Here is a 26911-nt window from a genome sequence, read left to right on the forward strand (position 1 = left end):
CTTACGCACACGACCGTGGACCGGCGGCGCGCGCTCGAGATTGCGCTCAGACGTCCCACCTGCGACATAGAGTCGGACATCATTCAATACTCGCCGGTCGCAATAACGCTGGCTCAGACGAACATTAAAACAAGGTGGTGTCAATAGTCGTGGCGGGTGTGCACGAAGTTATCGAGGCGTTTCGGGACGAGCGCACCAATTCCGGGCGGGGAACGAAGTTCGAGGAACTGATGGTCCGGTTCTTTGAACTCGATCCGACGATGAACCAGCAGTACGACGCCGTATGGCGCTGGATGGATTGGCCGGGTCGCGAAGGTAGGCCGGATACCGGTATCGATCTGATCGCGCGAGACCGCGAGACCGGCGACATGACGGCGATCCAGTGCAAGTTCTACGAGCCGACACACACCCTGCGCAAGGAAGACATCGACTCGTTCTTCACCGCGTCGGGTCGAGAGCCGTTTCGCAATCGGATAATCATCTCCACCACCGACAGGTGGGGCCGTAACGCCGAAGACGCGATCGAGGGCCAGCAGATCCCGGTGCAGCGCCTCGGTCTCGCCGACATCGCCGATTCTCCGATCGACTGGGACATCGCCTGGCCGCAGGGTGACCTCCGCATCGAGTTGGCGCCCGCGGTCAAGCACCAACCCCGTCCCCATCAGCAGCAGGCCATCGACGCGGTGTTCGCCGGATACGAGGCAGGAAACGATCGCGGCAAGCTCATCATGGCGTGCGGTACCGGAAAGACGTTCACCGCGTTGAAGATAGCCGAGCGCGCCGCTCGCGAGAACGGCGGCTCGGCGCGCATCCTGTTCGCCGTGCCGTCGATCTCGCTGTTAAGCCAGACTCTTCGGGAGTGGACCGGGCAGACCGGGATCGACATACGCGCGTTCGCGGTCTGTTCGGACACGAAGGTGTCCCGCGCAGCGGAGGACATCAGCGTTGTCGACGTCGCCATCCCGGTCACCACCGACGGGCCCACCCTGGCCGCACACATGGCCCACCGCAAACGGTCGAAGGGCCTCACGGTGGTGTTCACCACCTACCAGTCGCTGCCGGCGGTAGCCGACGCGCAGACCCGCGGTGTCGACCCGTTCGACCTGGTGATCTGCGACGAGGCGCACCGCACTACCGGTGTCACCGTCGCCGGGGTCGACGAGTCGAACTTCGTGAAGGTCCACGACAACGACTTCCTCGCCGCCACTCGCCGGCTGTACATGACCGCGACACCGAGGATCTTCGCCGAGGCGATGCGGGAGAAGGCCGAGGAACACTCCGCGGAGCTGACCTCGATGGACGACGTCGAGATCTACGGCCCCGAGTTCCATCGCCTGTCGTTCGGTGACGCCGTCGAGCGTGGGCTGCTCACCGACTACAAGGTCATCGTCCTCACCGTGGACGAGTCGTTGATCGCCGCGCCGATGCAGAACCAGCTAGCCGGCGACTTCGCCGAGCTGCAACTCGATGACGCCTCCCGCATCGTCGGGTGTTGGAACGGACTGGCCAAGCGGGCCGGAACCAGTCCGGAGGGGCACGGTTTCGCCCTGGGGGAGCCGCCGATGCGCCGCGCGGTCGCGTTCGCCAAAGACATCAAGGCCTCCAAGCAGGTGGCCGAGGTGTTCCCCGCGGTGGTCGACGCCTACCGTGACCTGCTCGAGGACGCCGAGAACGACGGCGAGAACGACGGTTCGGCGAACCGCGACCTACACTGCGAGGTCCACCACGTCGACGGCACCTACAACGCACTGCAGCGCAACCGCGAATTGCAGTGGCTCAAAGCGCCGTTCCCCGAGGGAGAATGCCGCATCTTGTCCAACGCGCGGTGCCTGTCCGAAGGTGTCGACGTGCCGGCCCTCGACGCCGTGCTGTTCCTGCACCCCCGCAACTCGGTGGTCGACGTGGTCCAGTCGGTGGGCCGCGTGATGCGGCTCTCGGAGGGCAAGGACTACGGCTACATCATTCTGCCGGTCGCCGTTCCGTCTGGTGTCAGCCCGTCGCAGGCCCTCGGCGACAACCGACGGTTCAAAGTGGTGTGGCAAGTCCTCAACGCACTGCGCGCACACGACGATCGCTTCAACGCGATGGTCAACTCCATCGCCCTGAACTCCGCGACCGAAGAAGCGAAGAAGGGCAAAGGCAACGACCGTCTACTTGGCGGGCACATCGGTCCTACCGCTGAGGAAGCGGAGACGATCAACGACGGCAACAAGGGCGAAGATACGGGAACGAAGAACACCGGCCGCGACACAGCCGCGCAGATGGCGCTGTTCGCACTCAGCGAGTGGCAGGAGGCCATCTACGCGCGCATCGTCGACAAGGTCGGCACCCGGGTCTACTGGGAACAGTGGGCGGCCGATGTCGCGGACATCGCCTCCGCACAGATCGCGCGCATCAACGCGCTACTCGACGGCGCGTCGGAGGAGGTTGCCGCTCAGTTCGAGAAGTTCCTGAAAGGGTTGCGCGACAACCTCAACGACTCCATCAGCCGCGACGACGCGATCAGCATGCTCAGCCAACACCTCATCACCAAACCAGTGTTCGATGCCCTGTTCGGCGGCCACGACTTTGCCGCGCACAACCCCGTCTCGATCGTCATGCAGCAGATGGTCGACGTTCTCGGCGACGCCAATCTCGAATCCGAGACCGCGAGCCTCGACTCGTTCTACGCCTCGGTGCGGGTGCGGGCTTCGGAGGTCACCAGCGCCGAGGGTAAGCAGCAGGTGATCGCCGAACTCTACGAACGGTTCTTCCGCGTCGCGTTCAAGAAGCAGTCCGACGCGCTGGGCATCGTTTACACCCCCGTCGAGATTGTCGACTTCATCCTCCGCGCAGCCGACCACGTCTCGAAGGAACACCTCGGCAAGGGGCTCACCGACGAGGGCGTGCACATCCTGGACCCGTTCACCGGCACCGGCACCTTCCTCACCCGCCTGCTGCAGTCCGGGCTGATCTTGCCCGACGATCTGGCGCGCAAGTATCGAGAAGAGCTGCACGCCAACGAGATCATGCTGCTTGCCTACTACATTGCGGCAGTCAACGTGGAGACCACTTTTCATGCGCTCACCACCGCCGACGGTGAGGAGGGAGCATACGAACCGTTCAAGGGCATCGCGCTTGCCGATACCTTCCAGATCACCGAAGCTGGCGACACCATGGACGAGATCATGTTCCCGCAAAACAACGATCGCATCGTCAAACAGCTCGAAGTACCCATCAACGTCATCGTCGGTAACCCGCCCTACTCGAAGGGACAGAGCAGCGCCAACGACAACAATGCCAACCTCAAGTACCCAACGCTTGACGCCAGGATTGGCAAGACCTACGCCGGCCGATCGACAGGCACCAACAAAAACGGCCTCTACGACTCCTACTACCGCGCCTACCGCTGGGCCACCGACCGCGTCGGCGGTTCCGGCATCGTCGCATTTGTCTCGAACGGTGGCTGGATTGAAGCCAACACCGCCGACGGCGTCCGGCTCACCTTCGCAGACGAATATGCCCGTCTCTGGATCTACAACCTGCGGGGCAACATGCGAAAGCCGAACTGGAAAGAGGAGGGCGGTCAGATCTTCGGCGCTGGATCGCAGGCAACCATTGCCATCTTCATCGGGGTCAAAGACCCCACGCACACCGGGCCCGTGCAGATCCACTACCGCGACATTGGCGACTACCTCGACCGCGACCAGAAACTCCGCCTCGTCGGGGCCGGCACTGTGCCCACCGTCGATTGGCAGACCATAGTGCCGAACACCCAGGGCGACTGGACCAGTCAACGTGATGATGCTTTCGGCACTTGGCCGGTGATTGGCGACCGAGATAATCCGCGCGATGCGGTGTTCTCACGATTCTCGGCTGGACTGCAAACTAACCGCGACGCCTGGGTGTATAACTACTCTCGAGCCACGGTCGCTGCGAAAGTCGCAGCGATGATCGACAACTTCAACGCCCTCCACGAACCGTTCGCCGCGCACTGCTCGTCGACAGGGATCACCAAACCCACCGAAGCCGACGTTACCGCGTACCTCGCCGCGAATCCGACCGCATCAGCACCCGACCGAATCAAGTGGTCTCGTAGCCTGCGAACCCATCTCGCCCGCCGAACTCGAATCGCATTCGACTCTAATGGAATCCGGTCGGCCGCATACCGGCCGTTCTCCGCTTCGTGGAGCTACTTCGATAAGTTCCTCAACCACGAGCGATCTCAGCTCCCGTCGATGTTCCCGACACCGCATCACCGCAACTACGGCTTCTACGCGATTGGGGTAGGTGCGACGGCCGACTTCTCGCTGCAAGCGACTGGATCGCTCCCGGACGTCCAGATGTTGGGGGCCGGGCAGAATGGCCAGTTTTTTCCTCGGTTCACCTATAAGCAGGTTGCCGCTATTGCCGACGATGAACTCGACTTCGGCTCAGCTGGCGAGGATTCTGGCGACGACGAATATGGCTACCGGCGTATCGACAACATCACCGACGAGATCCTCGCCATCTACCGAGCAGCGCTGGGCGACTCCGTCACCAAGGATCAGATCTTCTGGTCGGTGTATGGGCAGCTACATGTCCCGAGCTATCGCGAGACATATGCTGCCGATCTGAAGAAGATGTTGCCGCACATACCGACTCCCGATTCTCTGGGCCGCTTTACCCAGCTTTCGAAAGCCGGCAAGCGACTCGGTGATCTCCATATGCAGTACGAGGACGTCGATCCGTACCCGCTCGATGTACAGTTCAAGCCCGGCGCCGACCCTGACAACCACGAGACGTGGCGGGTCCAGAAGATGAAGTGGCGCAGCAAAACCGACCACACCGCGATCGTCTACAACCCGAAGGTCACCGTCGCCGGCATCCCGGCCGAGGCCGAGGAATACATGCTCGGCGCACGGTCAGCTCTCGCCTGGATCATCGACCGCTACCAGGTGAAGACCGACAAGGCGTCGGGCAATGTCAACGACCCGAATCTTTGGTGCGACGAGCATAACGACCCGACCTACATCGTCGAACTGATCAAGAGGGTCACTACTGTTTCAGTTGAAACAATGAAGATCGTCACGGATCTCGATAGATGACTCGGCTCACCGCAGGTTCCCACGGCCGCTTCGCGGTCGACCTAGTCGAATCGGCGAGGGCGCAACGCCCATTTCTATCGGTCAAGACCGCGTCGCGGCGACATGCCGTGAGTCCCCAAATGGTTATGCCGGCCGCAATCAGAGTGGATCCGTTCGAGCAGTTACCCAGTCGCTCAACCTCGCGCGCGGCGGTCGGCATGTTGTACGAGTCGAGCGGACGGTCGGCAGTGAAGGGGGCGACGGTTGCCGGGTCGCGTCACTTGAATGGAGCTCAGGTGGACACCCCTGTTTCGTACGCCGCAAGAGGGCTTCCGCCCACAGCAGCTCGTTGTCCCCTGTGCCAGCGCAGGTACGTCTGGACCGAGGAGGCTCTGTGGTGCGATGTGGCAAAGCATCCTCGAGGACGCGAGCGCGCTCATCACGCCAGACGAAGTAGCCCATTAAGGTGCTGAAGTGGCCGACCTGACCAGCGATCCACGGCATAATTGTTTCGTAGTCTCCTAGACAAGAGGTGGGTGTCGGTAGTTCGTGGCAAGCGTTCATGAGGTCATCGAGGCGTTCCGTAAGCAGCCGACTAACTCGGAGCGGGGGACCAAGTTCGAGGAGTTGATGGTCCGCTACTTCGAGCTCGACCCGCTGTTGTCTCAGCAGTATGAGCAAGTGTGGCGGTGGATGGACTGGCCCGATCGGCAGGGCAGAGCCGATAACGGCATCGACCTGGTGGCCCGTGAACGCGACACCGGCAACTACACCGCGATCCAGTGCAAGTTCTACGAGCCGACCACGACTCTGCGGAAAGAAGACCTCGACTCGTTCTTCACTGAGTCGGGCAAGACGTTCCCAATCGAGGATCAGACGCGCGCGTTCACCAACCGAGTGATCATCTCCACGACCGACAGGTGGGGACCCAACGCCGAAGATGCGATCAACAACCAGTCCATTGCCGTCCAACGGATCAGCCTCGCCGATATCGCGGAGTCACCGATCGACTGGGACATTGCCTGGCCGCAGGGCGAGCTGACGGTCGAACTCAGCGAAGCGACTCGGCATGAACCCCGACCGCACCAGCAGGGCGCGATCGACGCCGTCTTCGACGGGTATGCCGCCGGAAACGAGCGCGGCAAGCTGATCATGGCCTGCGGTACGGGAAAGACGTTCACCGCGTTGAAGATCGCTGAACGTACCGCGATCGACAACGGTGGCAGTGCCCGCATCTTGTTCGCGGTCCCGTCGATCTCGCTGCTCTCCCAAACGTTGCGCGAGTGGACCGCGCAGACGAAGCTCGACCTACGAGCATTCGCGGTCTGTTCCGACTCGAAAGTGTCGCGCTCGGCCGAGGACTACAGCACGGTTGATGTCGCGATCCCGGTGACCACCGATGGGCCGACACTCGCCGCACACATGGCACACCGCAAGCGGTCCAAGGGTTTGACGGTCGTTTTCACCACCTACCAGTCATTGCCAGCGGTGGCGGCCGCCCAAGGCGAGGGCGTTGATCCATTCGATCTGGTGATCTGCGATGAGGCGCACCGCACCACCGGAGTCACTGTCGCCGGCGGTGATGAGTCGAACTTTGTGAAGGTCCACGACCAGGAGTTCCTCAAAGCCGCACGCCGCCTCTACATGACTGCCACACCCCGAATTTTCGATGACACAGTCAAGGAGAAAGCCGCCGATCACTCGGCTGAGCTCACGTCGATGGACGACATCGACATCTATGGCCCCGAATTCCACCGCCTGTCGTTTGGTGACGCCGTGGAACGCGGTCTGCTCACCGACTACAAGGTCATCGTTCTGACCGTCGACGAGGACCTCGTCGCCGCCCCGATGCAGAAACAGCTCGCCGGCGACTACGCCGAGCTCCAACTCGACGACGCCTCAAAAATCGTGGGCTGTTGGAACGGTTTGGCCAAACGGGCCGGACGCTCCCCCGATGGGGATGGGTTCGACCTCGGGGCACCCCCGATGAAACGCGCGGTGGCCTTCGCCAAAGACATCGCCGCATCCAAACAGGTCGCCGAAGTCTTCCCCGCCGTGGTCGACGCCTACCGGGATCTGCTCACCGAGTCCGAAAATGACGGCGAACAGGTCGATTCTACTAACCGCGACCTCACCGTCTCGGTGCACCACGTCGACGGCACCTTCAACGCGCTGCGCCGTAACGAACAACTCTCCTGGCTCAAAGCACCCATCCCCGAGGGTGAGTGCCGCATCCTGTCCAATGCCCGCTGCCTGTCCGAGGGTGTCGATGTTCCTGCGCTGGATGCGGTGCTGTTCCTGCAGCCACGCAACTCCGTGGTCGATGTCGTGCAGTCCGTCGGCCGCGTCATGCGCCTCTCGCCGGGCAAGGACTACGGCTACATCATCCTGCCCGTCGCCGTCCCCGCCGGTGTGAGCCCATCACAGGCCCTGTCGGACAACCGCCGGTTCAAAGTGGTGTGGCAGGTCCTCAACGCGCTGCGCGCCCACGATGACCGGTTCAACGCGATGGTCAACTCCATAGCCCTCAACGCCACTACCAAGGAACTGAAGAAGGGCAAGGGCAACGACCGACTCCTCGGTGGACACATCGGCCCCACCACCGACCCCGACGAGACCATCGGCGATAGCCAACCCACCACGAAAACCGCCGAAGACACCTCAAAGGCCGGTGACCGCAACGGTGGGATGGCGTCGCAGATGGCGCTGTTCGCGCTCTCGGAGTGGCAGGAAGCGATCTACGCCCGCATCGTCGACAAGGTCGGCACCCGCGTCTACTGGGAACAATGGGCCGCCGACGTCGCCGACATCGCCGCCGCCCAGATCGCCCGCATCAACGTCCTGCTCAACGGCGCCTCACCCGAGGTGACCGAGCAGTTCGACAAGTTCCTGACAGGGCTGCGCGACAACCTCAACGACTCCATCAGCCGCGACGACGCAATCAGCATGCTCAGCCAACACCTGATCACCAAACCGGTGTTCGACGCGCTGTTCGCCGGCCACGACTTCGCCGCGCACAACCCCGTCTCCATCGTCATGCAGCAGATGGTCGACGCCCTGGGCGATGCCAACCTCGAATCCGAGACCTCTAGCCTCGACAAGTTCTACGCCTCGGTGCAAGTCCGGGCGTCCGAGGTCACTAGCGCCGAGGGCAAACAACAAGTCATCGCCGAACTCTACGAACGCTTCTTCCGCGTTGCGTTCAAGAAGCAATCCGACGCCCTCGGCATCGTCTACACCCCCGTCGAAATCGTGGACTTCATCCTTCGCGCTGCTGACCACGTCTCCCGCGAACACTTCGGCAAGGGGCTGACCGACGAGGGCGTCCACATCCTCGACCCGTTCACTGGTACCGGCACCTTCCTCACCCGGTTGCTGCAGTCGGGGTTGATCCTTCCCGAGGACCTGGCGCGAAAATATCGAGAAGAGTTGCACGCCAACGAAATAATGTTGCTCGCCTACTACATCGCGGCCGTCAACGTGGAGACCACATTCCACGCCTTGACGACTCCTGACGGCGAGAAAGGCTCGTACGAACCGTTCGAGGGCATCGTGCTCGCTGATACCTTCCAGATCACCGAAGACGGCGACACGATGGACTCGATCATGTTCCCGCAGAACAACGATCGCATCATGAAACAGCTCGACGCACCGATCAACGTCATCGTCGGTAACCCGCCCTATTCGGTCGGCCAGGACAGCGCCAACGACAACAACGCCAACATGACCTACCCCACGCTCGACGCCCGCATCGGTGCCACTTACGCCGGCCGCTCGACGGGCACCAACAAAAACAGCCTCTACGACTCCTACTACCGCGCCTACCGCTGGGCTACTGACAGAGTCGGCGACCACGGCATCGTCGCATTCGTCTCCAACGGGGGCTGGATCGACGGCAACACTGCCGATGGCGTCCGCCTGAGTTTCGCCGACGAGTTCGCGCACCTGTGGATCTATAACCTCCGCGGCAACCAGCGCACCGCCGGCGAGCTGTCGCGCAAGGAAGGCGGCAAAGTATTCGGTTCCGGAAGCCGATCCACTATCACGATCTTCATCGGGGTCAGAGACCCATCACACACCGGCCCTGTGCAGATCCGCTACCGCGACATCGGCGACTACCTCGACCGTGATGAAAAACTCCGCATCGTCGAAGCCAGCACCATAGACAACACCGAATGGCGTGCCATCAAGCCAAACACGCACGGGGACTGGATCGGTCAGCGCGATGACGCATTCGGTTCTTGGCCCGCGATTGGAAATCGAGCACAATCTGCCCGCGCGATCTTTCGAGTCTTCTCTCGCGGCAATGAAACAGGCAGGGACGCATGGGTATACAGCTATTCCCGCGATGCACTCAACGAGACCATTAGCTGGCTGATCGACAACTACAACCAGCAGCTCAAGCCATTCGCCGCCTACTGTGCCGTCAATGCCATCATGCGGCCAGCAGAGGCCGACGTCACCCGCTACCTCGCCGAACATCCCGAAGCCGCCGCTGGCGACCACATCAAATGGTCACGCAGTCTGCGAACCCATCTAACGCATCAGCGAGACATAACACTCCACGACGGCAACGTTCGCATGTCCAGCTACCGGCCATTCTGCAGCCAGCACGTCTACTTCGACCGGCATCTCAACCACGAGCGCGGGCAGATGCCGTCGATGTTTCCAACACCCCACCATCGCAACTACGGCTTTGTTGTAATGAGTCCGCGGCCAGCGGCCAATTTCGCAGTACTGGCCTGCCACACAATGCCCGACGTCGCACTGTTCACCTACACCACTCAGTTCTTCTCACGTTTTACGTATGAGCGCATCGTTGGCGTCGATGGCGGACTGGACTTCAACTCCAACGGCCATGACTCCAATGTCGATGAGTACGGTTACCGCAAGCTAGACAACGTCACTGACGACATACTCACCACCTACCAAGCCGCCTTGGGAGACTCGGTGACGAAGGACCGCATCTTCTGGTCGGTGTACGGGCAGCTCCACGTCCCCAGCTACCGGCAGACTTACGAGTCTGATCTGAAGAAGATGTTGCCGCATATCCCGACACCCGATTCGCTGGATCGATTCACCCAGCTCGCCGAGGCCGGTGAACGGCTCGGGCAACTTCACATGCTGTACGAGGACGCAGACCCATATCCTCTCGACGTGCAACTCAAGCCCGGCGCAGATTTGGCCGATCGTGAGACGTGGCGGGTGCAGAAGATGAAGTGGCGCAGCAAGGATGACCACACAGCGATCATCTATAACCCAAAGGTGACCATCAGCGGCATTCCGTCCGAGACCGAGGAGTACATTCTCGGGTCACGCTCGGCGCTGGCCTGGATCATCGACCGTTACCAAGTGAAGACCGACAAGGCATCGGGCATCGTCAACGACCCGAACTTGTGGTGCGACGAGTACGACGACCCCACCTACATCGTCGAGCTGATCAAGAAGGTCACCACCGTGGCCATCGAGACCATGCGCGTCGTGGACGGTCTGGACCTATGACGATCCCCGACTACCAGACGCTCATGCGACCAGTGCTGGAGTTGCTATCCGACGGAGCCGTGCGTCGATCTCGCGAGGTCAAAGACGCCATGGCTACCGTGTTTGACCTGTCCCTCGAAGAACGCGAAGAACGTCTTGCCAGCGGCCGACAACGAGTCTTCGACGGCAGAGTCGGGTGGGCACTGACCTACCTGGCCCAGGCCGGTTTGGTCGAGCGACCGGTTCGTGGACAGGTGCTGATTACGGACGAAGGCCGCGGCGTCCTTGCCGCGAATCCCGACCGTGTCGACGTCAAGGTCCTCGAACAGTTCGAGGCGTTCCGTGCGTTTCGTGAACGCACTCGTACTCCTGGCGGCCCTGGACAGGGCATACAGCAGGGTTCCGCATCCGCGGTAAGCACAGTCGCGGCCAGCAGTGCGACGACGGCAGAGACGCCTAACGATTTGATGCAGCGTGCGGTGGATGTGAACCGTGCCGCGGTCGAGGCTGAGGTCCTAGCCGAGGCACTGCGTGTATCGCCCACTGCATTCGAAGATCTCGTCGTTCAACTGCTCTCCGACATGGGCTACGGCGAATCCGGGTCCGTGCAACGAACCAGTGCCTCTGGCGACGCCGGGATCGACGGGATCATCAGTCAAGACCCATTGGGCCTGGACCGCATCTATATCCAGGCCAAACGCTACGCGGAGGACCGGCCCGTCGACCGCCCGCGCATACACGAATTTGCTGGAGCACTCCTCGGAAAGCAAGGCGACCGTGGTGTTTTCATCACCACCTCACGATTCACCACCGGTGCAGGCGAGGAGGCCGAGCGAATCAATGCCCGCATCGAACTCATCGACGGACATCGTCTCGCCGGACTTCTCGTTCACTACGGCGTGGGCGTCCAGATTGAACAGACTGCCACTCTTTATCGCGTCGACAACGACTACTTCGACACCATCTAACCGAAGGCCGGACCCGGGAGACCCCACGAAATACGGCCCCGGCTTGTCTCCCGCGGCTTCTGGGGTGGCCCCTCATGGCGCCCAGACAGGTCGAGATTGCCAAGCCTGAGGCGCGCGTGGTGATTAAGCGGCCACGTGGCGGGCCAAAGTGAAGCCGCACAACCCTCCACGTCTAACAATGTGTTCGGAACAAGAGGCGCCACCAGGGATGTTGTCGAACTATGTCGACCGAAGCCGTAGCGCTCCCCTGTCCATGTCTACGCCTTCAGATGAGCGGCCAAATCACGAATCGCATTCTCGAAACGGGACCTGCTGTCTGATGTACTAAGTCCACGTCGACTGCAATGTGGAACATCCTCGGTCACCTTCAGATTGTTCGAGTCGATAGCTGCCCTGCGCCAGCCATCCTCGGCCGCCCGACCGAGAAGCAACACATAGTCGACGCGTGGACACAACGCGAAGATCGCTCTTGTCCATTCCGCACCGCGCTGCCGCTCTGAGGCCATTGACGACCCGTTGCTCTGATTGGCAGTCGGGAAGGGACAGACGTTCCAGTGCACGACATGTTTCCAATCAACCCCGAACTGCTTGTAAGCCAACCGGCAGTTCTTAGCTGTTGCATCGTTGTTGTCGAGACTGAGTAGCCCGCTTCCTGTGCCCGCCTCGGCCTTCGTGCTCGGGTTGTCGAGAAGCACCAGGACTCGCGCGTTGGTTCCACCCTGGGCTGGATCGACGTAGGGCACGTGCCCACGGGGTAGTCCGTAGGTGTCTGCGATCTCATCTGCCAGAGCATTGATCGGCGCGACGTGCGGCTCGCGGATACGGCGCATTTTGTCGGCGACGAACCCGAGATCGTGATTGCGTCCCAACTGGGCCACCTTGATTGCCTCTTCCTCTTCCATGTTCGCAGTGCTGGTCACTGCGACTTCTGTCTAAGAACCTCAAGTTTCCTCGGGGAGCACGTCGTCGACCGTCAGGACCGATTTCGCCTTTCCGATGGCCCTTCTGTACTCGTCGACCAGCGACTGTTCAAGTAGCTCACCCACAAAGTGGTTGAGCGCCTGAGGGTCAGGCGAGTTGCGTTCGGGTGGGAGCCATTCCGTGATCTCACCGGCCCACATGCAAATCAGACCAACTCCGAGCCTTTGACACTCTCCGAACACCGCCTTCGGCGGCGTCTCGTCCTCATCGATCGGGTACTCAATGACGAGAAAAGAGTAATGCGCGGCACGCTGGTGGGCAGACGCTTCGTACACGCCCGCCAGGTTCTGCGCGTCTCGAAATCGTTTGAGTTCATAGCTTCGGACGGTGATGTCGACACCCGGCATGAATTCGAGATCGGTCACCACGACGGACGCCACGTCCGGCTTCGACCACTGACCTGTCGCGCGTATTTGCCCCTTGCCGTGAGCGACGACACGGTTGTAGCTGAACTGTTCCCCCGGCTGCTGCTCGTTGTCCTCGAGCAAGAGCCGAAAGGGCTCATAGAGGTCCGACTCCTTGTCGACGATCCCATGGCGTTGCCCGATATCGACCGCGGCGGCTCTTTTGATCGATCCTCCGCGCCCTGGCGCACGCACAATCTCGCCGCTCTTGAGTAGCAGCGCTTTTGCTCGGGAGTACCCGGTTGGCGACAGCCCAGAAGCTTTCTCGGCCGCAGAGTTGCTCAGTGCTCGCCCATCCGGTGGAAGCAGCGCAAACAACTTGAACGCGTTTACGGATGCGAGCGTGCGCTCGTAACGTCCGCCGGACTGCTTGAAGTGCCCCAGCTTGACCAGCTCGTCGAAACTTCGCGAACCAAAGTTCGATCGAAGCGGACCCTCGTTCCTGGGAGGGTTACGCTCCATCGCATCGAGCCTGGTCCACGTTTTGACTGTCAGGGGCACTCTAACCTCCGATGCGGCATATTCGTACGTCACCAAATCTACCCAGGAGCACTGCGGCGGGCGTGGCGCTTTGCTGGTCTTGGTCCTAGTGCCGCACGGATAGCTGCACGGCTGTCCGACCACTTCTCTAACATCGTCATCGTGAGCAAACTACGGAACGACGTTGATCGCTGGGCCGACCGGGAAGGGTTTTCGCCAGCAAAGTCATTTGCCGGCATTAAGACACCTGTCGGTGGGGATCCAGCCGCGAAGCAAGCAGGGTTCTACTTGTTGACGTTCGGGGACGACACCTACTACGTGGGTGAATCGGTCAACCTGAGGTCGCGGATGGGTGGCCACAACCTCAAGTGGGGCAGGGAGATTAGCGACGTGCGATTCCTGCGTCGAACACTCTCGAAGCAACAGCTTCGAGCGTACGAGAGGTCGCTGATTCACGGAATCAACAAGCTCACCCCTGACCGGTGCAGGAATATTGCTCACGCCGGCATCGCCTGGGGTCTGAACGAGCTCGAGGAACTTCTCTCCGTCGAGGACCAAGACCGTTGGCTGGCCGATCCTGCGAAGTTCAACGCGGACGACCAGAGTGGCCTTAAGCCGATGGAGAACGGGCAAGCGGTGAAGTACTCAACCGCTGCGAGCAACTACCTCGCTGCGGCCAACGAACCGCAGCTGACTGCACTGCTTCGGGGTTACCTCGAATCGTGCGTCCCGGTTCCCAGACAGACGGAGTTTCATGGGTGGAGCGTGAGCACGGGGAGCTACAGCGGTAAGCGAGCTTTCTGTGTCTGCGTCGGAATGATGGAGACGTTCGCCGTCCAACGCTTCGGCGATTCATTCGGTGGTTTCGTGGTCGTCCGGAAGTCACTCCTCGTGAAATCGTATGGATCTCTGCAGAACTTCCGTCGCGCGCATCCACGAGTGGTGGTCAAGCAGTCGAGATATCAGGATGCGGGCGCAGATACTCTAAATCTCTTAGCCAACGACCCGGAGTCGCTGTCCGCTCTGCTGGCAGACGCCCAGGTACTTTCCGCCGGCGCGCAGCTCGTTCAGGAGGTGATGCGGAAACATCCGTGCACCTATACGCGGTATCACTGCCCTCAACTGGTCGAGCGCGTGTACCCCGAATCGAGCCGAGAGGCGCTTGACGTTGCCGTTTCCGCCGAGCCGGAGGTCGTCGATAACGCCATCGAGACCGAGGTCACTGAGGAACTTCCCGCGGGGGCCGCGACGTTCACCACTTTCAACGAGAACGTCCCCGACGATGTTCCGATTCTCTGGCTGGTCAACACCGGGACCAAGAGGAGTGGTCTCGATCAAGTTGACGATTTCATCGCCAGAAGCGAATGGCGTACCACACGCAACCCCAAGTGGGAGATGAAGGTTCAGGACATGCGCGTGGGTGAGCGCATCGCGGTAAGGAGGCGATACAACGTCAAGGGCGATGCACCGTTCGGCCATCGCGGATACAACGTGTCGACGATGGAGTTCTTGTTGCGCGGGACGATCACCGACAACCCCGGCAACGGCGTATCCGTGTCCGTTGACTGGGAGCCTATCGCTCGTCCCACTCGGAGGTGGTACCTGTTCACGAGCCAGGACACCGTCTGGGCTGTCCCACGCGGGCTACACCCCTGGCATGACCTACTGTTCGACTTCGTTCTCGATGACAACGCAGTTCAGGATCTCGACTTCTGGCGGAACCAGCGATTCTGGGCGGCACGCTTTGGCGACTCGGCCGTCACTTCTTGAGCAACGCCGCCATTGCTTCGACGCAGCCATCTGCATCAGTTGGGAGTCGCAGAAACTCTGACTCGAGGCTCGGCGTCCCGGTAGCTGAATACGACCACGGCCCATACTGTTCTGCCACTGACTCTGCTGATTCACCCTCCGGGTAGGCGAGCGCGCCGCGGAGGTCTCGCCCGCCCGCGTGGGCCAAAAGATAGCTCGTCAGCTGATAGAGGTCCTCGCGCACAACCCAAGATGAGGCATCTAGACGTTTGTACTTGGCATCCACAATAAGCCGCGGCCCTAGCTCATCCGACACGACGATGTCCGGGTAGAGACTCCCCATCTGACGCGCCGGGTCAACAGTCGAGCGGAGTAGCGGCGTCGCCCCTGCGAGAGTGCCGTGAACGACCTCGAATCGTGAGCCTGCTGCTTTCTGCATGCAGCGGACGAGGAACAGTTCCCAGAGCTCAGCTACGTCGAGCAAGACTCCGTCGACATCGTCTGACCTGGCCGATGAACCGAGCGTTCGGTTCTTTGCAATTCGCCACGATAGCTCTGCCACACCCTTGTAGGACTGCGTGATTGGGGAGTATCGGACGCGATCGAGCTCCCGCCTTCGAGGGAGTCGAGGATGTGGCCCAATACTCATACGAATGTGCGCGAGCACCGTCTCCACCTCGCTTCCCTTCCAGTCTGGCCGCGAGATGTCACGGTCCAAGACACGCGACGCAAGGTAGATGGCTGCAGTGGCTGGGTTGTCGTAGGACTTCGGCGCCGAGACAGACACGAGTTGCCGGTTGCCTCGTGCAAGCTGCTGGACGCTGCGGCCAATATCGAGTCGGCCGCGAACCGTCGTGCCTACGTGCAACGTTGGGCGCCGGACCCCGAGGGGTCCGTGGCGAGAAGCACGTAGCAATGATCGCTTCCACATCGCCCCTTGCAGTTCCGCAAGGACGAATCCCATTCCTGACTTTGATGCGGAAGTTTCAAATATGCGAACGTTCAGAGCCGCGTTGGCCCATTTAGCGATGGTCGCGAGACCCAGCCGCGGTTCGATCCGGAGAACCCTGTCACCGCGGCGGATCTCGCCGATGAAGCGGCCCGCACGCCAACTCCCGTCGAGTTGGCGAGTAAGCAGGGGCTCGGGCGGTTCATTCCATTGCGAGGCGCGCGGCGCGGCCCCGTGGAGCGGCACGGAAAGCGCGGCGGTGTCCGCCTCCGCCGCCAGGCTGGCCAACCACCGATCGTCGTCGATCGTCAAAGCGGCTGGCTCGACGAGCCTCGACAAGTCACGAAAGACGATCTCGGACGTCATGAGGACGAGAATGCCTTCCACAGGGAAGCGAGCAGCTGCTGTCGGTTGTCGACAGACGCTAGGTACTGCGCCAAGAGCGGCTCGAGCGACCGCGACCAGAGGTCCTGCAACGGCGCGCGCGGTAGACCGTTCTTCATCCAAATTGCGCTAGCGACCATGCTTTTGGACCGTCCCTCCAACCACTGCGCGATGAAGAAGACGATGTCCGCAAAGTAGCTGTGCCCCACCTCGTACATGTCGCCGAGGTCGTCGATCCGCGAGATCTCGGAGTTCAGGGCTGCGGCCGCATCCGCGAACCGCTCGATCTGCGGCAACGCCAACTCAATCGCGAATCTCGATGGGATCTCGTGCGTCCATCTGGATTCAACGATCTCAATCAGCGCATTTCGATCGAAAGGACACCGCTTCCACAGGAATCGTCGGCGTAGTGCGAAGTCGAGCGTCTCCACGGACTGATCTATCTCATTCATAGTGCCGACGATGTACAGATCTTTCGGGAGAGTCAGCTCCGCGGCCTTCTCGCCGTGGTTCACGCCAGGTAGCACTATCGCGTGTCCCCGTTTGTCGCGTTCGAAGAGAGAGAAGGCTTCGCCGAGCATGGCAGACAGATCCGTACGATTGATCTCGTCCAGCAGCAGAACGGTTGGTAGCGAGGGGAGTTCGCTTCCATCAGCGGCGTGGAGTTGCTGCGAGTTATGGTCCTTGAGTACCTCGATCAGGAAGCCGGGCTCAAATCGAGTTTCGTTGTTGATCAGCTGAGCCCCGCGAATGAAGTCCGCGTAACCGTAACCGGGGTGAAGCTGCAGCGTGCGAAAGTTCTTCTTCAGCGCCGCCTTCAAGACCTTTTCGTTCTGTAAGAAGCGGCCGATACCCCACGAAGTCAAGGCTGCGTTCGAAATCAGCTCTGTCGCGAGCTGACGCGCGGAGTAGGTCTTGCCGGTCCCAGGCGGCCCGTAAAGGATGATCTGCTTCTTCCAGGCCAGAGATTCCAAATCCGTTACACCGTCGACCGAGTCGGCGGCCCGGCTGCTCCACACCGAACTGAGCGGCGGGTAGTAAAAATCAACCTTGCCGTCCGGCGCGTTGCCGTCCGGCATCAGGCCCTCGAGGCTGGACCTAATTCGCCAGAGCTCTTGATCGACCGGCGAATCCGCGTCGGTCCCTACGGGCGATTCATCAACATTCGCGAAAGCCTTGGCTATCTGGCGCTTATGGGAGAGTGACGCTATCCGCTCGAAACTGTCCGGGTGCAGCAGGTGCAAGAGGATGTGCATCATCTCTCGCTGGTTCTCCTGCGGAACCTGTTCGGCAAGATCACGAGTTAGCCACGGATCGGCGAGGACCTTCGCGCGCTCTAACGGGTCGAGCGCCTTCACTAGCCGAACAAACTCGATGACGAATCCGATTTGAAGGTCGCGACGCGTATTGAATCCGATGCCAGGGTTTCCGATGGCCGTCTTCAGAGCCGCAATAGACTCTGACTTCTCGAGGTCATCGAGCGAATCAAGTTGCAACGTCTCGGCGATGAGCCTCTTCTTGTGGCCAAACGAGACAGATGATGGGAACAGGAAGTGCACCAACATGATCTCGGCTGCAAGTCTGCGCACACCGTCTGACGTGCCATCAAGTTGTCGGCGCCATTTGCTGTCGAAGGTACCCCCGCCCTCACTTCCGACAAATGCGTTTTTGATGAACTTGTCGTAGAGATCGGCGACGTTGCCCTCAGTCCAGACCTGTTGCCCAGGGTGCAACAGTGAGCCGTCATCGACCAGACACTCGGCGCAAACCCGCTGCATCGTTGAGTCGATCTGGCCACGGGTGAGCGGATATCGAGCGATTGTCCTCGCCTCTTTCGTTGAACCGACGTGTCTTCTTCGCCACGCTACTGTTCGCGAGCGACACACACGTATGCGATTCGAAATCTCGCCCAGTTGAGCTAGCCTCGACTCGCGGCTTGACGGACTTCCCTACGGACATGTCCCCCACCGCACGAATCCTTTCGTGCTGCCTTGGGGACATCTACGTGACTTTGCTGCGGACCACCGCCGACCGTGTGGCGATTGCTGATCCCGACTCACTCGTCGAACAGCTCCTAGAACAGATGCTCCACCAGCGGGGGTGCATGCCGGCGGAGGCCGAGCAGCAATCGTGGCGCCGGCCCCTCCCGGTGTACGCTGCCGACCTCTGCGATGCGGGACTAGGCAAGGTCGAGATGCTCGTCGAGCTCCGTCTCCAACCGATTTATAAAGCCGCTCTGAGTCGCAGCGCCAGGCCATTCCCTCTGCACCAGATTGGCTCGTGGCCATACCGTCGTCCTGTAGACAGTCCGAGGCTGCAGCGAAGCGTCGGTGATGAACGCGCCCACATGGTCCGATTTGCGCTCGGCTTCGTTCGGTATTACGCCGAGCACTCCAACATGGGCGATCAGCTTGTCTACGTCTTGCGGAGATGGCGTCATGTTACGAGTCGGATTGCTGCGCTGAGTGGATCTTCAGCGCTTCGGCGACGCGATTGTCGCCGAACAAAGTGCTGCCCAACTCGTACTCTTGTTTCAGAGCCTTCACGATCCTTCTAGCTTCGGGAGCTTCCCAGTACAGGTCAACCGTCTGAAGCTCGAAGCCCAATCGCTGATTGACCAGGTCAAGCGACACACCATGGACGAAGTGACACAGCCCGTCGTAGTCGATTCCGCCCTTCGCCGTGGACGCCGTCGACAAAACGTCTAGGTGGACGATCATCATCGGGCTGGTCTGCATGTACGTGATGAGCATGTCATTGGCGCGCCACGGTTCGCCGCCAATGACCTCCCAGAGCTTCGCCGGAGCGCCGCCCTGTTCTACTTGGTGGTAGTTCATCAGGGCTTCCCGCCAGTCACGGCCGTGTGGCCGACACACGTAAAGCCGTTGATCCTTCGTGATCCTGGTCGGCCAGATGGTCTGATCGTCTGCTGACATCAGACAAGTATGCCTAGGCCAGGTAGTTGAGTGTGGATGCCGACATCAGACTGCGAGCGCAGGGACGAGGAACGAGCTAGTACAGGACAGACGGCCCGTTCAAGTTTCCTGAGCGTCCTGGCCCATCGTCCGACCACTTGTCTCGCTGTGCGTAGCTCACGGGCACTGCGGCCGCTCGTCTTTGCGAGCTGCTGCACGCATGTCCGAGCTATCTGCAATCATCGCAACATGGACAATTTGCCAGAGCAGTCAGACGCTTCCACCGAGCTGTCGATCGATGTTGAAGACGATGGGCTCCTGGTCGTCGGGACTCCGGAGATGATTGATGGCTACATCGCTCGGCTCCGGCAAGTGACCAAAAACGAGGTGTCGAACTCCGCGGTTTCGAGGAGCGACATGGGAATGGTGGCTGGCGTAGCGGCGGGAGTAGCCAACGCAGCCGCCCAACATGGGCGGTACGTGAAGGTTTCGAAGCAAAGCATGGACCTGGCGCGCGCCGGAAAGTTGGTTCCTGCCGGCGGGGGTTACTTCCGCATGACTACCGTTGGAGCGGGGAACAAATTTAGCGGCCAGATGGTCTGGAAACCCGTGGTGGGTAGCCCCGCCCGTCTCGCATCCATTCAAATGATCGCCATTCAGATGGCTCTCACCACCGCGCTTGCTGATGTCCAGAAGGCGATCGCGAAAGTCGACGGTAAGGTCGACGACCTGCTTGCGTTGGCGAAAGCCCAGGTGATCGGCGACGTGGTCGGTAACCACAGTTATCTCAAGCGTCTGGCCTCTGAGGTACGTAACAACAACACCTTGCCGACATCGGACTGGGAATCTGTTGCGTCCCTGGGGCCAGAACTGGAGCGGGGACTTGAGAAGCTTCGTTCGTACCTGACCGCCACCGTCTCCAAGCTGGACCCGAACGCGCCGCTCAAGGATCGCGCAGCTCAAGTGGACGCGGTGGTCACGACCAACAGGCTCGGCGAATCTCTTCAACTGCTAGTCGTCGCCCAACAGACCTACTACTACTGGCAGCATCTACGGCTACGCCGCGTAATGGACAGCGAACCGAAAAACCGCGAGGTGGTCCACCATTCGGTGCGCGCGATATTGACGAGGCAGGCGCGGCTCGACGCCGAACTGTGGTCGCAGCTGCACTCGCGACTCAATGGGTTTGACAAGGTCAAGCCGCTTGAGATTGCCCGCTTCTGGGATGTCGACCCGCTGACTACCGGCACAAAGACACTACAAGCCGAGCTCGAAGATTTTCGAAAGACCCGCGGTAGCCAGATGCTCGAGTGGGAGCAGAATCGCACACCCGGGGTCGGTGAGGCGCTTGACGAGCTCGGCGAGATAGCGGGACGAGCAGTTGGTGCCGGCGCAACCGTCGCGGCGGGCGGTCTGCGATCCCTTGCCAACATGATCAGTCGCTCCGGTTCCGAGAAGCCGGAGAAACAGTCCGCCGAGATTCCGCGCTCCGACGCCGGCAATTCATCGTCAAACTAGTGCAGTCCGGGGGTCAGGTGTGGTGATCGGGCGTGGTCGACGCCGGAGAGTCAAGGAATCGCCGTTCACAGCGCAGCCTCCCTCCCCGCTTCAGCAGGCCTCCGAAGAGCTGACCGAGCGGCGAGCCGCTCGAGCCCTGGCATGCGTAGCGATACGCGAATCGGTGCGTGTCTCGATCAAAACCGACGACCGCCTGGCCGATGATGTCGTGCACTCACATCAGGCGCTGGCCCTGGACCTGTGGCGGGGTCAGGACTTCACGGACCGCAATCGCGGTCGCGCGTGGAGTTGGGTGCCGTTCTACGACGGCGAACTCGATGACACCCCGGACACAGCGGAATCGATAGCCGCTCGGATGAACCGCACCTACACGCTGTCAGGAGATGAGCAGTCAGACCGCGACGCCATGAAAGCGGACCCCGCGGGTCAGATTTCCTGGCTGTCCGGCGTACTCGCAGCGCGGATCCACACCTACCCCGTGTGGCAGGACCGTTTCTTCGACGACCACGGCGTCCGCGTCGATCTAATCTCCGAGGTCACTTCGCTGACACAACGAGCGCTGAATCTGCGCGACAAGACCGACGTGCTCGGACCAGCACCGAAGGGGCATCTGCGTTCCGATGATGAGGTGGTCGCCGCCTACATCGAGAAGGCACGCGTACTCGACCGTGGCATGGACGCAGCACTGGAACGTCTGCAGTCGCTCGACCGCTATTGCGACATCGTCGCGGGCATCCAGCGTCGCAAGAACAAGTACGACTGGATGGAGCGCGCGAACAGCATCGACGATCTCGAGCTGCTCATCGATGACGACCTCGACCGCCGACAGAGTGACAGCGTCCGCGAAGCCGGCACGATGTCGGAGATGCTCGCCGCGGTGTACCTGGACACGTTGACACCAATCACCGAGTCCCTGACGCTCGCGCCGGTCACCGAATGATGCAGCAGGGCATACTTTTACGGTGCTGGCTTTAGTTTCCTTGGTAGTTCCGCCGAAACAGCTACCGGGCTGTGTGGAGTCCGGACTGTAGTTGTAGCGATATTTCGTCGGTTCTTTAGGACGATCCCGGACCCACTGCACCGTCGAAAGTTCGACCGCAAAAGTGGTCACGATCTGCACATCGTCATCCAGCACCGAAACCTAAACCACGGCAGTCGACTCGGTCGGCAGCGCCGGCGGGTGCCCGGCACGGTTCGATGCGTAGGACTACAAGGGCCGCAACGCCGTTGAACACAGCTTCCACCGATAGAACAATGGCACCCGATACACGAACAAAACCTCAACTCCATGGCGGCGTCGTCCTGCGCGCCATCATCACCTGGCTCGCACGGTCATGAGACACGCCCTGCGCGGAGTAATCAGATTTGTCAGCAACAGACCCGAATCGTCACCAGCCGAGTTTGGTGAGAACCTTCGAGACGACCGGAAGCGTCGGCTTGCAAGGATCTTGCCCACCGAGTTTCGACTTGTCGGCCTCGTAGCTGATGTCGAGGAAGTAGGTCGCGGGCACCTTGGGGCCGAAGACCACCGCGTCGCACACTGACGCGCCACTCGTCGTCCGATACATCTTCGACCCGTTCACATCGAAAGACACGTCGGCGAACTCGGCATTGTCCTCGCGTTTGCTCCCGCCGGACTCCTTGTCCAAGAAAACGCTGAAGTCATTTCGAGCGCCCGAAACAGGCCACCGGCACCCCGCAAGACCATTCGTATTCGCCGCCTCCGGCTTTCCGCTGGTCCTTGAATAGACCAGCGGTGCGACATCAGCCGTGCTCAACAACCCGCACATCTCTTCGCCGGTCAGCGTGGTCGGAGACACCGGGGTCGCAGGCCGCGTCGCCGTGGTGGTGGCGCTCGACGGCGTCGGCGAACCCTTGTCGTCGCTCCCGCATGCTGTCAGCCCGAGACACAGAACTACCGCGAGTCCGGTGAGTGAACCCCTGCTCACACGCTTGATGGCGCTTTCCATTGCGTCAACCCCTTCGTTGCTCATCGACATCGATTCGATCCGCTACTCGAGACCGTCTGCGACAACTGACGCCAATCGGCAGAATTCGTCAGGTATCGGCTCCTCAGGCCGATCGAGTGAGACTGTGAGCACGCCAACCGCATTGCTGCCCTGCACATAAGCGCTCACCGACGTTGAATCCGATTGCTCTGCTGCGGCACTCAGCCGGGTCGTTGCGCGAACCACCACCACATCGCCCGGACATCCGGCCGGCGTGCTCACGATCGACGAGATCGATTCAAGAGACTCGGTATCCGTCTGCTGTCGGTACGACGAACAGCGGCGCACGACGGCGTCTGTGTCGGAGACTGATTCGCCACCGGTGATGACCGACTGGGCGAACGTGGGCGCGCCATCCTTCGTGGCGAGGACACCCACGGTGGCCGAGCGCAGCTGCCGTCCCGCCTGCTCGGCGACGATCGCCCCGCATTCGGTGGGTGTCGTCGTTCCCCCGATGCCCGACGGCGCAGTGTTCGGTAACCGCGTCACTTTATACCCAGCCGGGAAGTCCTCGGCGGTGAGGAACGGGCCTTGAGCGCCGGAAGTGCGCTCGTCGCTGCGCACCCAGACCACGGCGGCGGCAATGGCGATAGCGACAACTGCCACAGCGATCAACGCGAACTTTGCCCGACGCCGCGTCATCGCGTTCTCCTCTGTAGACACCGACGGCCACGTGGGCCGCGACATGCCGACGTCCGTCGACAGCTTCGCAATCGACGTTACCGACTCAGCGGGTTGACGCTGCCCTCGTCGGAGAACGGCCGTGCGAGAATCGCGGCATGCTCACCTGCCGGGGTCGCGTCATCGACGTCGAACCGACGATCGACTCGCTCGACGACGTCGCCGATGCCAGACACACAGTCGCGCGGCGCGCGATCAGTCGCGTTCGCACGGGCGCGATGATGGCGGTGGTGTTGACGTCGCTGACGATGGCCGCGGCCTGCAGCTCCGATAAGCCTCGACCGCTGCCCAACACCGACGACGAGGTGTCGTCGAATGAGCCGATCACCGCCGAGCAGGCAACGTCAGTCCGCGACAAGGGCCGCGCAATGGCGCTGGACTATGTAGACCGACTGCCCGCGAACGACAGCGACATCGACGGGGAGATGTCCACGGAACGATGGGCCGACTGCACCGCGAAGCAGAAATTCGGGTTCCATCCCACTCTGAACGGGGTGCAGTACTCGGCAACGGTGTACGTGAACAGCCCTCCCCTGTCCGTCGAACAGGTGCAGGCGCGCTTCCGCGGGACACCGATCCAGTGGGATGCCGACGACGGCCAGGAGGGGACCAGCGGCGTCTTCTCGGTGACCGTCAACGGGACACGGCAACCCATCGCGATCAAAGTGTCCTCGCCGTGTTACTTCTTCGCCGACGTCGACGGGATCGACCCGGGCGCCAAACAAGCGGTCACGGGGTTCAGTGCTCGCAGATGGTTCGAGTGACGGGCGTCGACGCCGGTTGAGGCCTCGGGATCTGTGGAGCACCGCAGACTGCGGCGGTCGACGGCACCGACTCCTCCCGAACGAACGTGCGAGAATCGCGGCATGCTCATGTGCCGGATTTGGGGAGTTCGCAACTCATGCCGACCATAAACATCCCCGCGCTGCCGTCCCCCACCACTCGGGTGGAGGGATCCCCCGCCGACGCCGAGGCCATGGCGACCCGGGCATCGCGCGCGGCTAATGCCGTCGAGGGACAGCAGGACTTTGCCACCGGTAGCGCGGTGTCCGGTGTCGGCGACGGCGGCAACACCTGGTCGGGCAAGGGTGCGACCGCCTATCGCGGCGCGATCGCACCCTTCGCGTCGGAGACCTCGACGGCGTACACCGGCCTCTCGCGCGGCGCGAAAGCGATGCGCGCCTACGCAGACGAGCTGGAAACCCTGAAGTCGACTCGCCGTCAGCTCGACTCCCGACGTGACGAACTCGCGCGCTCCATCTCGCTGTTCGACGGCGAGGTCCGATCGTGGGAGGGCAAAGAGATCCCGGAATCCACCCTGGCCGACCTCCAGTCGCGCTCGGCCGATCTCGAGCGACAGGTGCAGACCTTCAGCTCCGACAACGACGCCCTGAAGACCAAGACCGAGGCCAACGAACGTTCTTTCGTCACCGCGCTGGGGGCGGTGGCGGGAACTGCGGCGTCGGGCCGATCGCTGACCGCGAGCGGGTACAACCCCTCCGACCTCGTGCGATCGGGGCTGGACAAGATCCACCGCGGCGCCCACACCGAGGACCTCGAGCGGATGAACCCGTCGCAGCGTGCGCAGTGGTGGGACGCCCTCGATCCCGCCGAGAAAGAGGCTGCGCTGCAGGAGTTCCCCGAGTACCTCGGCAACGGCGACGGGCTGCCCGCCACGGTGCGCAACGAGGCGAACCTGCAGAACCTCGATCGCGACATCGCCCAGTCGACTGCGGCGACGTCCATCCCCAACAAGCCCGACGTCTACGGTGACGCCACGCGCCGGTTGGAGAAAGCGGAGCAGGTCCGCTCCGCCCTGCTCAAGGCCGAGGGTGATCATCCCGGGGTGCCGATCCAGTTGTACGGCTACGACTCCGACGCGTTCGGCGGCGACGGGAAGGCCATCGTCTCCGTCGGTGACCTCGACACCGCGCATGACGTGGCGTGGAACGTGCCCGGCATGACGACCAACATCTCGAGCATCGGCGGCAACGTGGAATCAGCAGGTCGGCTCTACGAGCAGGCGCGGGTATCCGGATCGAACTCCGCTGCCTCGGTCGCATGGATCGGTTACGACGCACCCAGTGACTCCGACATGGGTGCGGTGTCGGCGGCCGGCGCGGCGAAAGACGGCGGCAATCTCCTCGCCGCCGACATCGCCGGCTTCACCGCCGCACGCGACCAGGCGGACCTGGGTCAGGGAGCCGGCGCCTCAGATCATTTGAACCTCAACGTCATCGGTCACAGCTACGGGACGACCACCGTCGGGTGGGCCGGTGACGACGGTCGCCTCGCCGGACAGGTCGACACCGTGACCCTCCTCGGTTCCCCCGGCACCGGCGGAGTCACCTCGGCCGGCGAATTCGGCATCGGGGAGAAGAACGTCTACGTCGGCGCCGCCGCCAACGATCTGGTCGGACACCTCGGTAGTCCGAGCTCGGAGGCCTCGTTCGGCCTGGGTGGCCTCGGTTCCGACCCGGCCACCACCCGATACGGCGCCGAGCGATTCCAGGCCGAGGGTGGCGACTCCACACTCGTCATCGGAAACCACAACAGCTACTACCAAGATGGGACAGAGTCACTGAAGAACCTCGGCAGGATCGTCTCCGGAAACGGGGACGACATCTCCCACGAGGACCGCCGCAGCCTGTGGGATGTCATCGCGGGAGCCGCCTCCCGGACGGACAACTCGGTTGCGTCACGGATTGCGGGACAATGAACTCCGACCCCAACGCCGACGCCACGTTCGTCGACAAGTTGCTGCGGCAGGCACAGAACGCGCTCGGCGACGACCCGCGGATCCGCTTCGCTCACGTCCGTCACAGCGGTCCCCCGCCGGCCGAACTATTCGCCCCTGCGCCGCGACCCCAGGGACGCGCTGTCCGCTCGGCGTGGTCGCAAACGCGTTCGCTGGCAGAGCTTCTCCGCGATCTCTGGGAGCACGCATGGCTCCCCCACCCACCGGCCACCGTCGGTGTTCGATACGTCGACGATGGATCGGGTATCCGTGTAAAAGTCGTCGCGTCTGCCACGTCCGTCGAGCAACCAAGGGTCGAGACCGTGGGTGACCGACTCCTGGTTCGGGGGTTCATCCCGGACGACGCGTTACCGGGAGAAGGATTCGCCGCGACTGGTGGGCGCCACAGGATTGTCGTCGCCGTTGCGGGCGGCGAGGTGTCGGTAACCCTGTCGACGATCCTCGACAACGACGCCGAGCTCACCCTCAACGCCCTCGCCGCACTGCCCACCGAAATATCGACAACACCCGACCGCCCGAAGGAGTGACCGATGCACATCGACAAGGGCCGGGTCCACACCATCGCCAAGAAGTGGGAAGAGTGCCACTC

Annotated in this window: 16 protein-coding genes; 9 read left to right on the forward strand and 7 right to left on the reverse strand. The window is 61.8% G+C overall.

The features are described 5' to 3' along the window. Positions 1–149 precede the first annotated feature (149 nt). From JHC79_RS09750 to JHC79_RS09760, 3 genes are all read left to right on the forward strand, one after another. A complete protein-coding gene (locus tag JHC79_RS09750; RefSeq protein WP_296390089.1) occupies positions 150–5066 on the forward strand; it encodes a DEAD/DEAH box helicase in 4917 nt (1638 codons plus the stop codon). Positions 5067–5594: 528 nt separating this feature from the next. Further along, positions 5595–10547 (forward strand): DEAD/DEAH box helicase, encoded by a 4953-nt coding sequence (locus JHC79_RS09755; protein ID WP_296390092.1) that lies wholly within the window; start codon positions 5595–5597, stop codon positions 10545–10547. Beyond that, on the forward strand, positions 10544–11494 hold the full coding sequence (locus JHC79_RS09760) for a restriction endonuclease (RefSeq protein ID WP_296390094.1): 951 nt from the start codon (positions 10544–10546) through the stop codon (positions 11492–11494). The genes JHC79_RS09755 and JHC79_RS09760 overlap by 4 nt, the downstream gene beginning before the upstream one ends. Before the next feature lie 257 nt (positions 11495–11751). Here JHC79_RS09760 and JHC79_RS09765 read toward each other — a convergent pair whose 3' ends face one another. Both JHC79_RS09765 and JHC79_RS09770 read right to left on the reverse strand, forming a co-directional pair. Further along, positions 11752–12414, reverse strand: a complete 663-nt coding sequence (locus tag JHC79_RS09765) for a uracil-DNA glycosylase (RefSeq protein ID WP_366782562.1) — start codon at positions 12412–12414, stop codon at positions 11752–11754. Between the two features lie 21 nt (positions 12415–12435). Beyond that, complete coding sequence (locus JHC79_RS09770) at positions 12436–13341, reverse strand: hypothetical protein (RefSeq protein ID WP_296390096.1); 906 nt, start codon at positions 13339–13341, stop codon at positions 12436–12438. A 180-nt stretch (positions 13342–13521) separates the two neighbouring features. On the opposite strand from JHC79_RS09770, the gene JHC79_RS09775 reads away from it, so the two are divergent. Then, the gene (locus JHC79_RS09775; RefSeq protein ID WP_296390098.1) at positions 13522–15129 is read left to right on the forward strand and encodes a GIY-YIG nuclease family protein; all 1608 of its coding nucleotides are present in this window, start codon (positions 13522–13524) and stop codon (positions 15127–15129) included. Here JHC79_RS09775 and JHC79_RS09780 read toward each other — a convergent pair. The 3 genes from JHC79_RS09780 to JHC79_RS09790 all read right to left on the reverse strand — a co-directional run bounded on the left by JHC79_RS09780 (position 15119) and on the right by JHC79_RS09790 (position 19377). Further along, a complete protein-coding gene (locus JHC79_RS09780) occupies positions 15119–16423 on the reverse strand; it encodes a hypothetical protein (protein WP_296390101.1) in 1305 nt (434 codons plus the stop codon). The genes JHC79_RS09775 and JHC79_RS09780 overlap by 11 nt on opposite strands. Beyond that, positions 16420–18219 carry an AAA family ATPase gene (locus tag JHC79_RS09785; RefSeq protein WP_296390102.1) on the reverse strand — a complete coding sequence of 600 codons (1800 nt, stop codon included), beginning with the start codon at positions 18217–18219 and terminating at the stop codon, positions 16420–16422. The genes JHC79_RS09780 and JHC79_RS09785 overlap by 4 nt, the downstream gene beginning before the upstream one ends. A gap of 663 nt (positions 18220–18882) precedes the next feature. Then, positions 18883–19377 carry a hypothetical protein gene (locus JHC79_RS09790; protein ID WP_296390103.1) on the reverse strand — a complete coding sequence of 165 codons (495 nt, stop codon included), beginning with the start codon at positions 19375–19377 and terminating at the stop codon, positions 18883–18885. Between the two features lie 228 nt (positions 19378–19605). Between JHC79_RS09790 and JHC79_RS09795 the strand changes: the two genes are divergently transcribed. Then, entirely contained in the window at positions 19606–20874 is a 1269-nt protein-coding gene (locus JHC79_RS09795; RefSeq protein ID WP_296390105.1) for a hypothetical protein, read from the forward strand. A gap of 163 nt (positions 20875–21037) precedes the next feature. Next, entirely contained in the window at positions 21038–21814 is a 777-nt protein-coding gene (locus JHC79_RS09800; RefSeq protein ID WP_296390107.1) for a hypothetical protein, read from the forward strand. A 448-nt stretch (positions 21815–22262) separates the two neighbouring features. Here the strand turns inward: JHC79_RS09800 and JHC79_RS09805 are convergent, their stop codons facing one another. Then, complete coding sequence (locus JHC79_RS09805; RefSeq protein WP_296390109.1) at positions 22263–22868, reverse strand: DUF3558 family protein; 606 nt, start codon at positions 22866–22868, stop codon at positions 22263–22265. An 18-nt stretch (positions 22869–22886) separates the two neighbouring features. Next, entirely contained in the window at positions 22887–23525 is a 639-nt protein-coding gene (locus JHC79_RS09810; RefSeq protein ID WP_296390111.1) for a hypothetical protein, read from the reverse strand. 137 nt (positions 23526–23662) lie between these two features. Here JHC79_RS09810 and JHC79_RS09815 point away from each other — a divergent pair, with 137 nt between their 5' ends. The 3 genes from JHC79_RS09815 to JHC79_RS09825 all read left to right on the forward strand — a co-directional run bounded on the left by JHC79_RS09815 (position 23663) and on the right by JHC79_RS09825 (position 26849). Continuing rightward, a complete protein-coding gene (locus JHC79_RS09815; RefSeq protein ID WP_296390113.1) occupies positions 23663–24328 on the forward strand; it encodes a hypothetical protein in 666 nt (221 codons plus the stop codon). Between the two features lie 137 nt (positions 24329–24465). Beyond that, a complete protein-coding gene (locus JHC79_RS09820; RefSeq protein ID WP_296390116.1) occupies positions 24466–26283 on the forward strand; it encodes an alpha/beta hydrolase in 1818 nt (605 codons plus the stop codon). Beyond that, positions 26280–26849: a hypothetical protein gene (locus JHC79_RS09825; RefSeq protein WP_296390119.1), complete on the forward strand. Its 570-nt coding sequence runs from the start codon at positions 26280–26282 to the stop codon at positions 26847–26849. Before JHC79_RS09820 ends, JHC79_RS09825 begins: the two co-directional genes overlap by 4 nt. Positions 26850–26911: the final 62 nt, after the last annotated feature.

This window comes from Williamsia sp. (genome assembly GCF_016462415.1).
Classification (GTDB): Bacteria; Actinomycetota; Actinomycetes; order Mycobacteriales; family Mycobacteriaceae; genus Williamsia_A.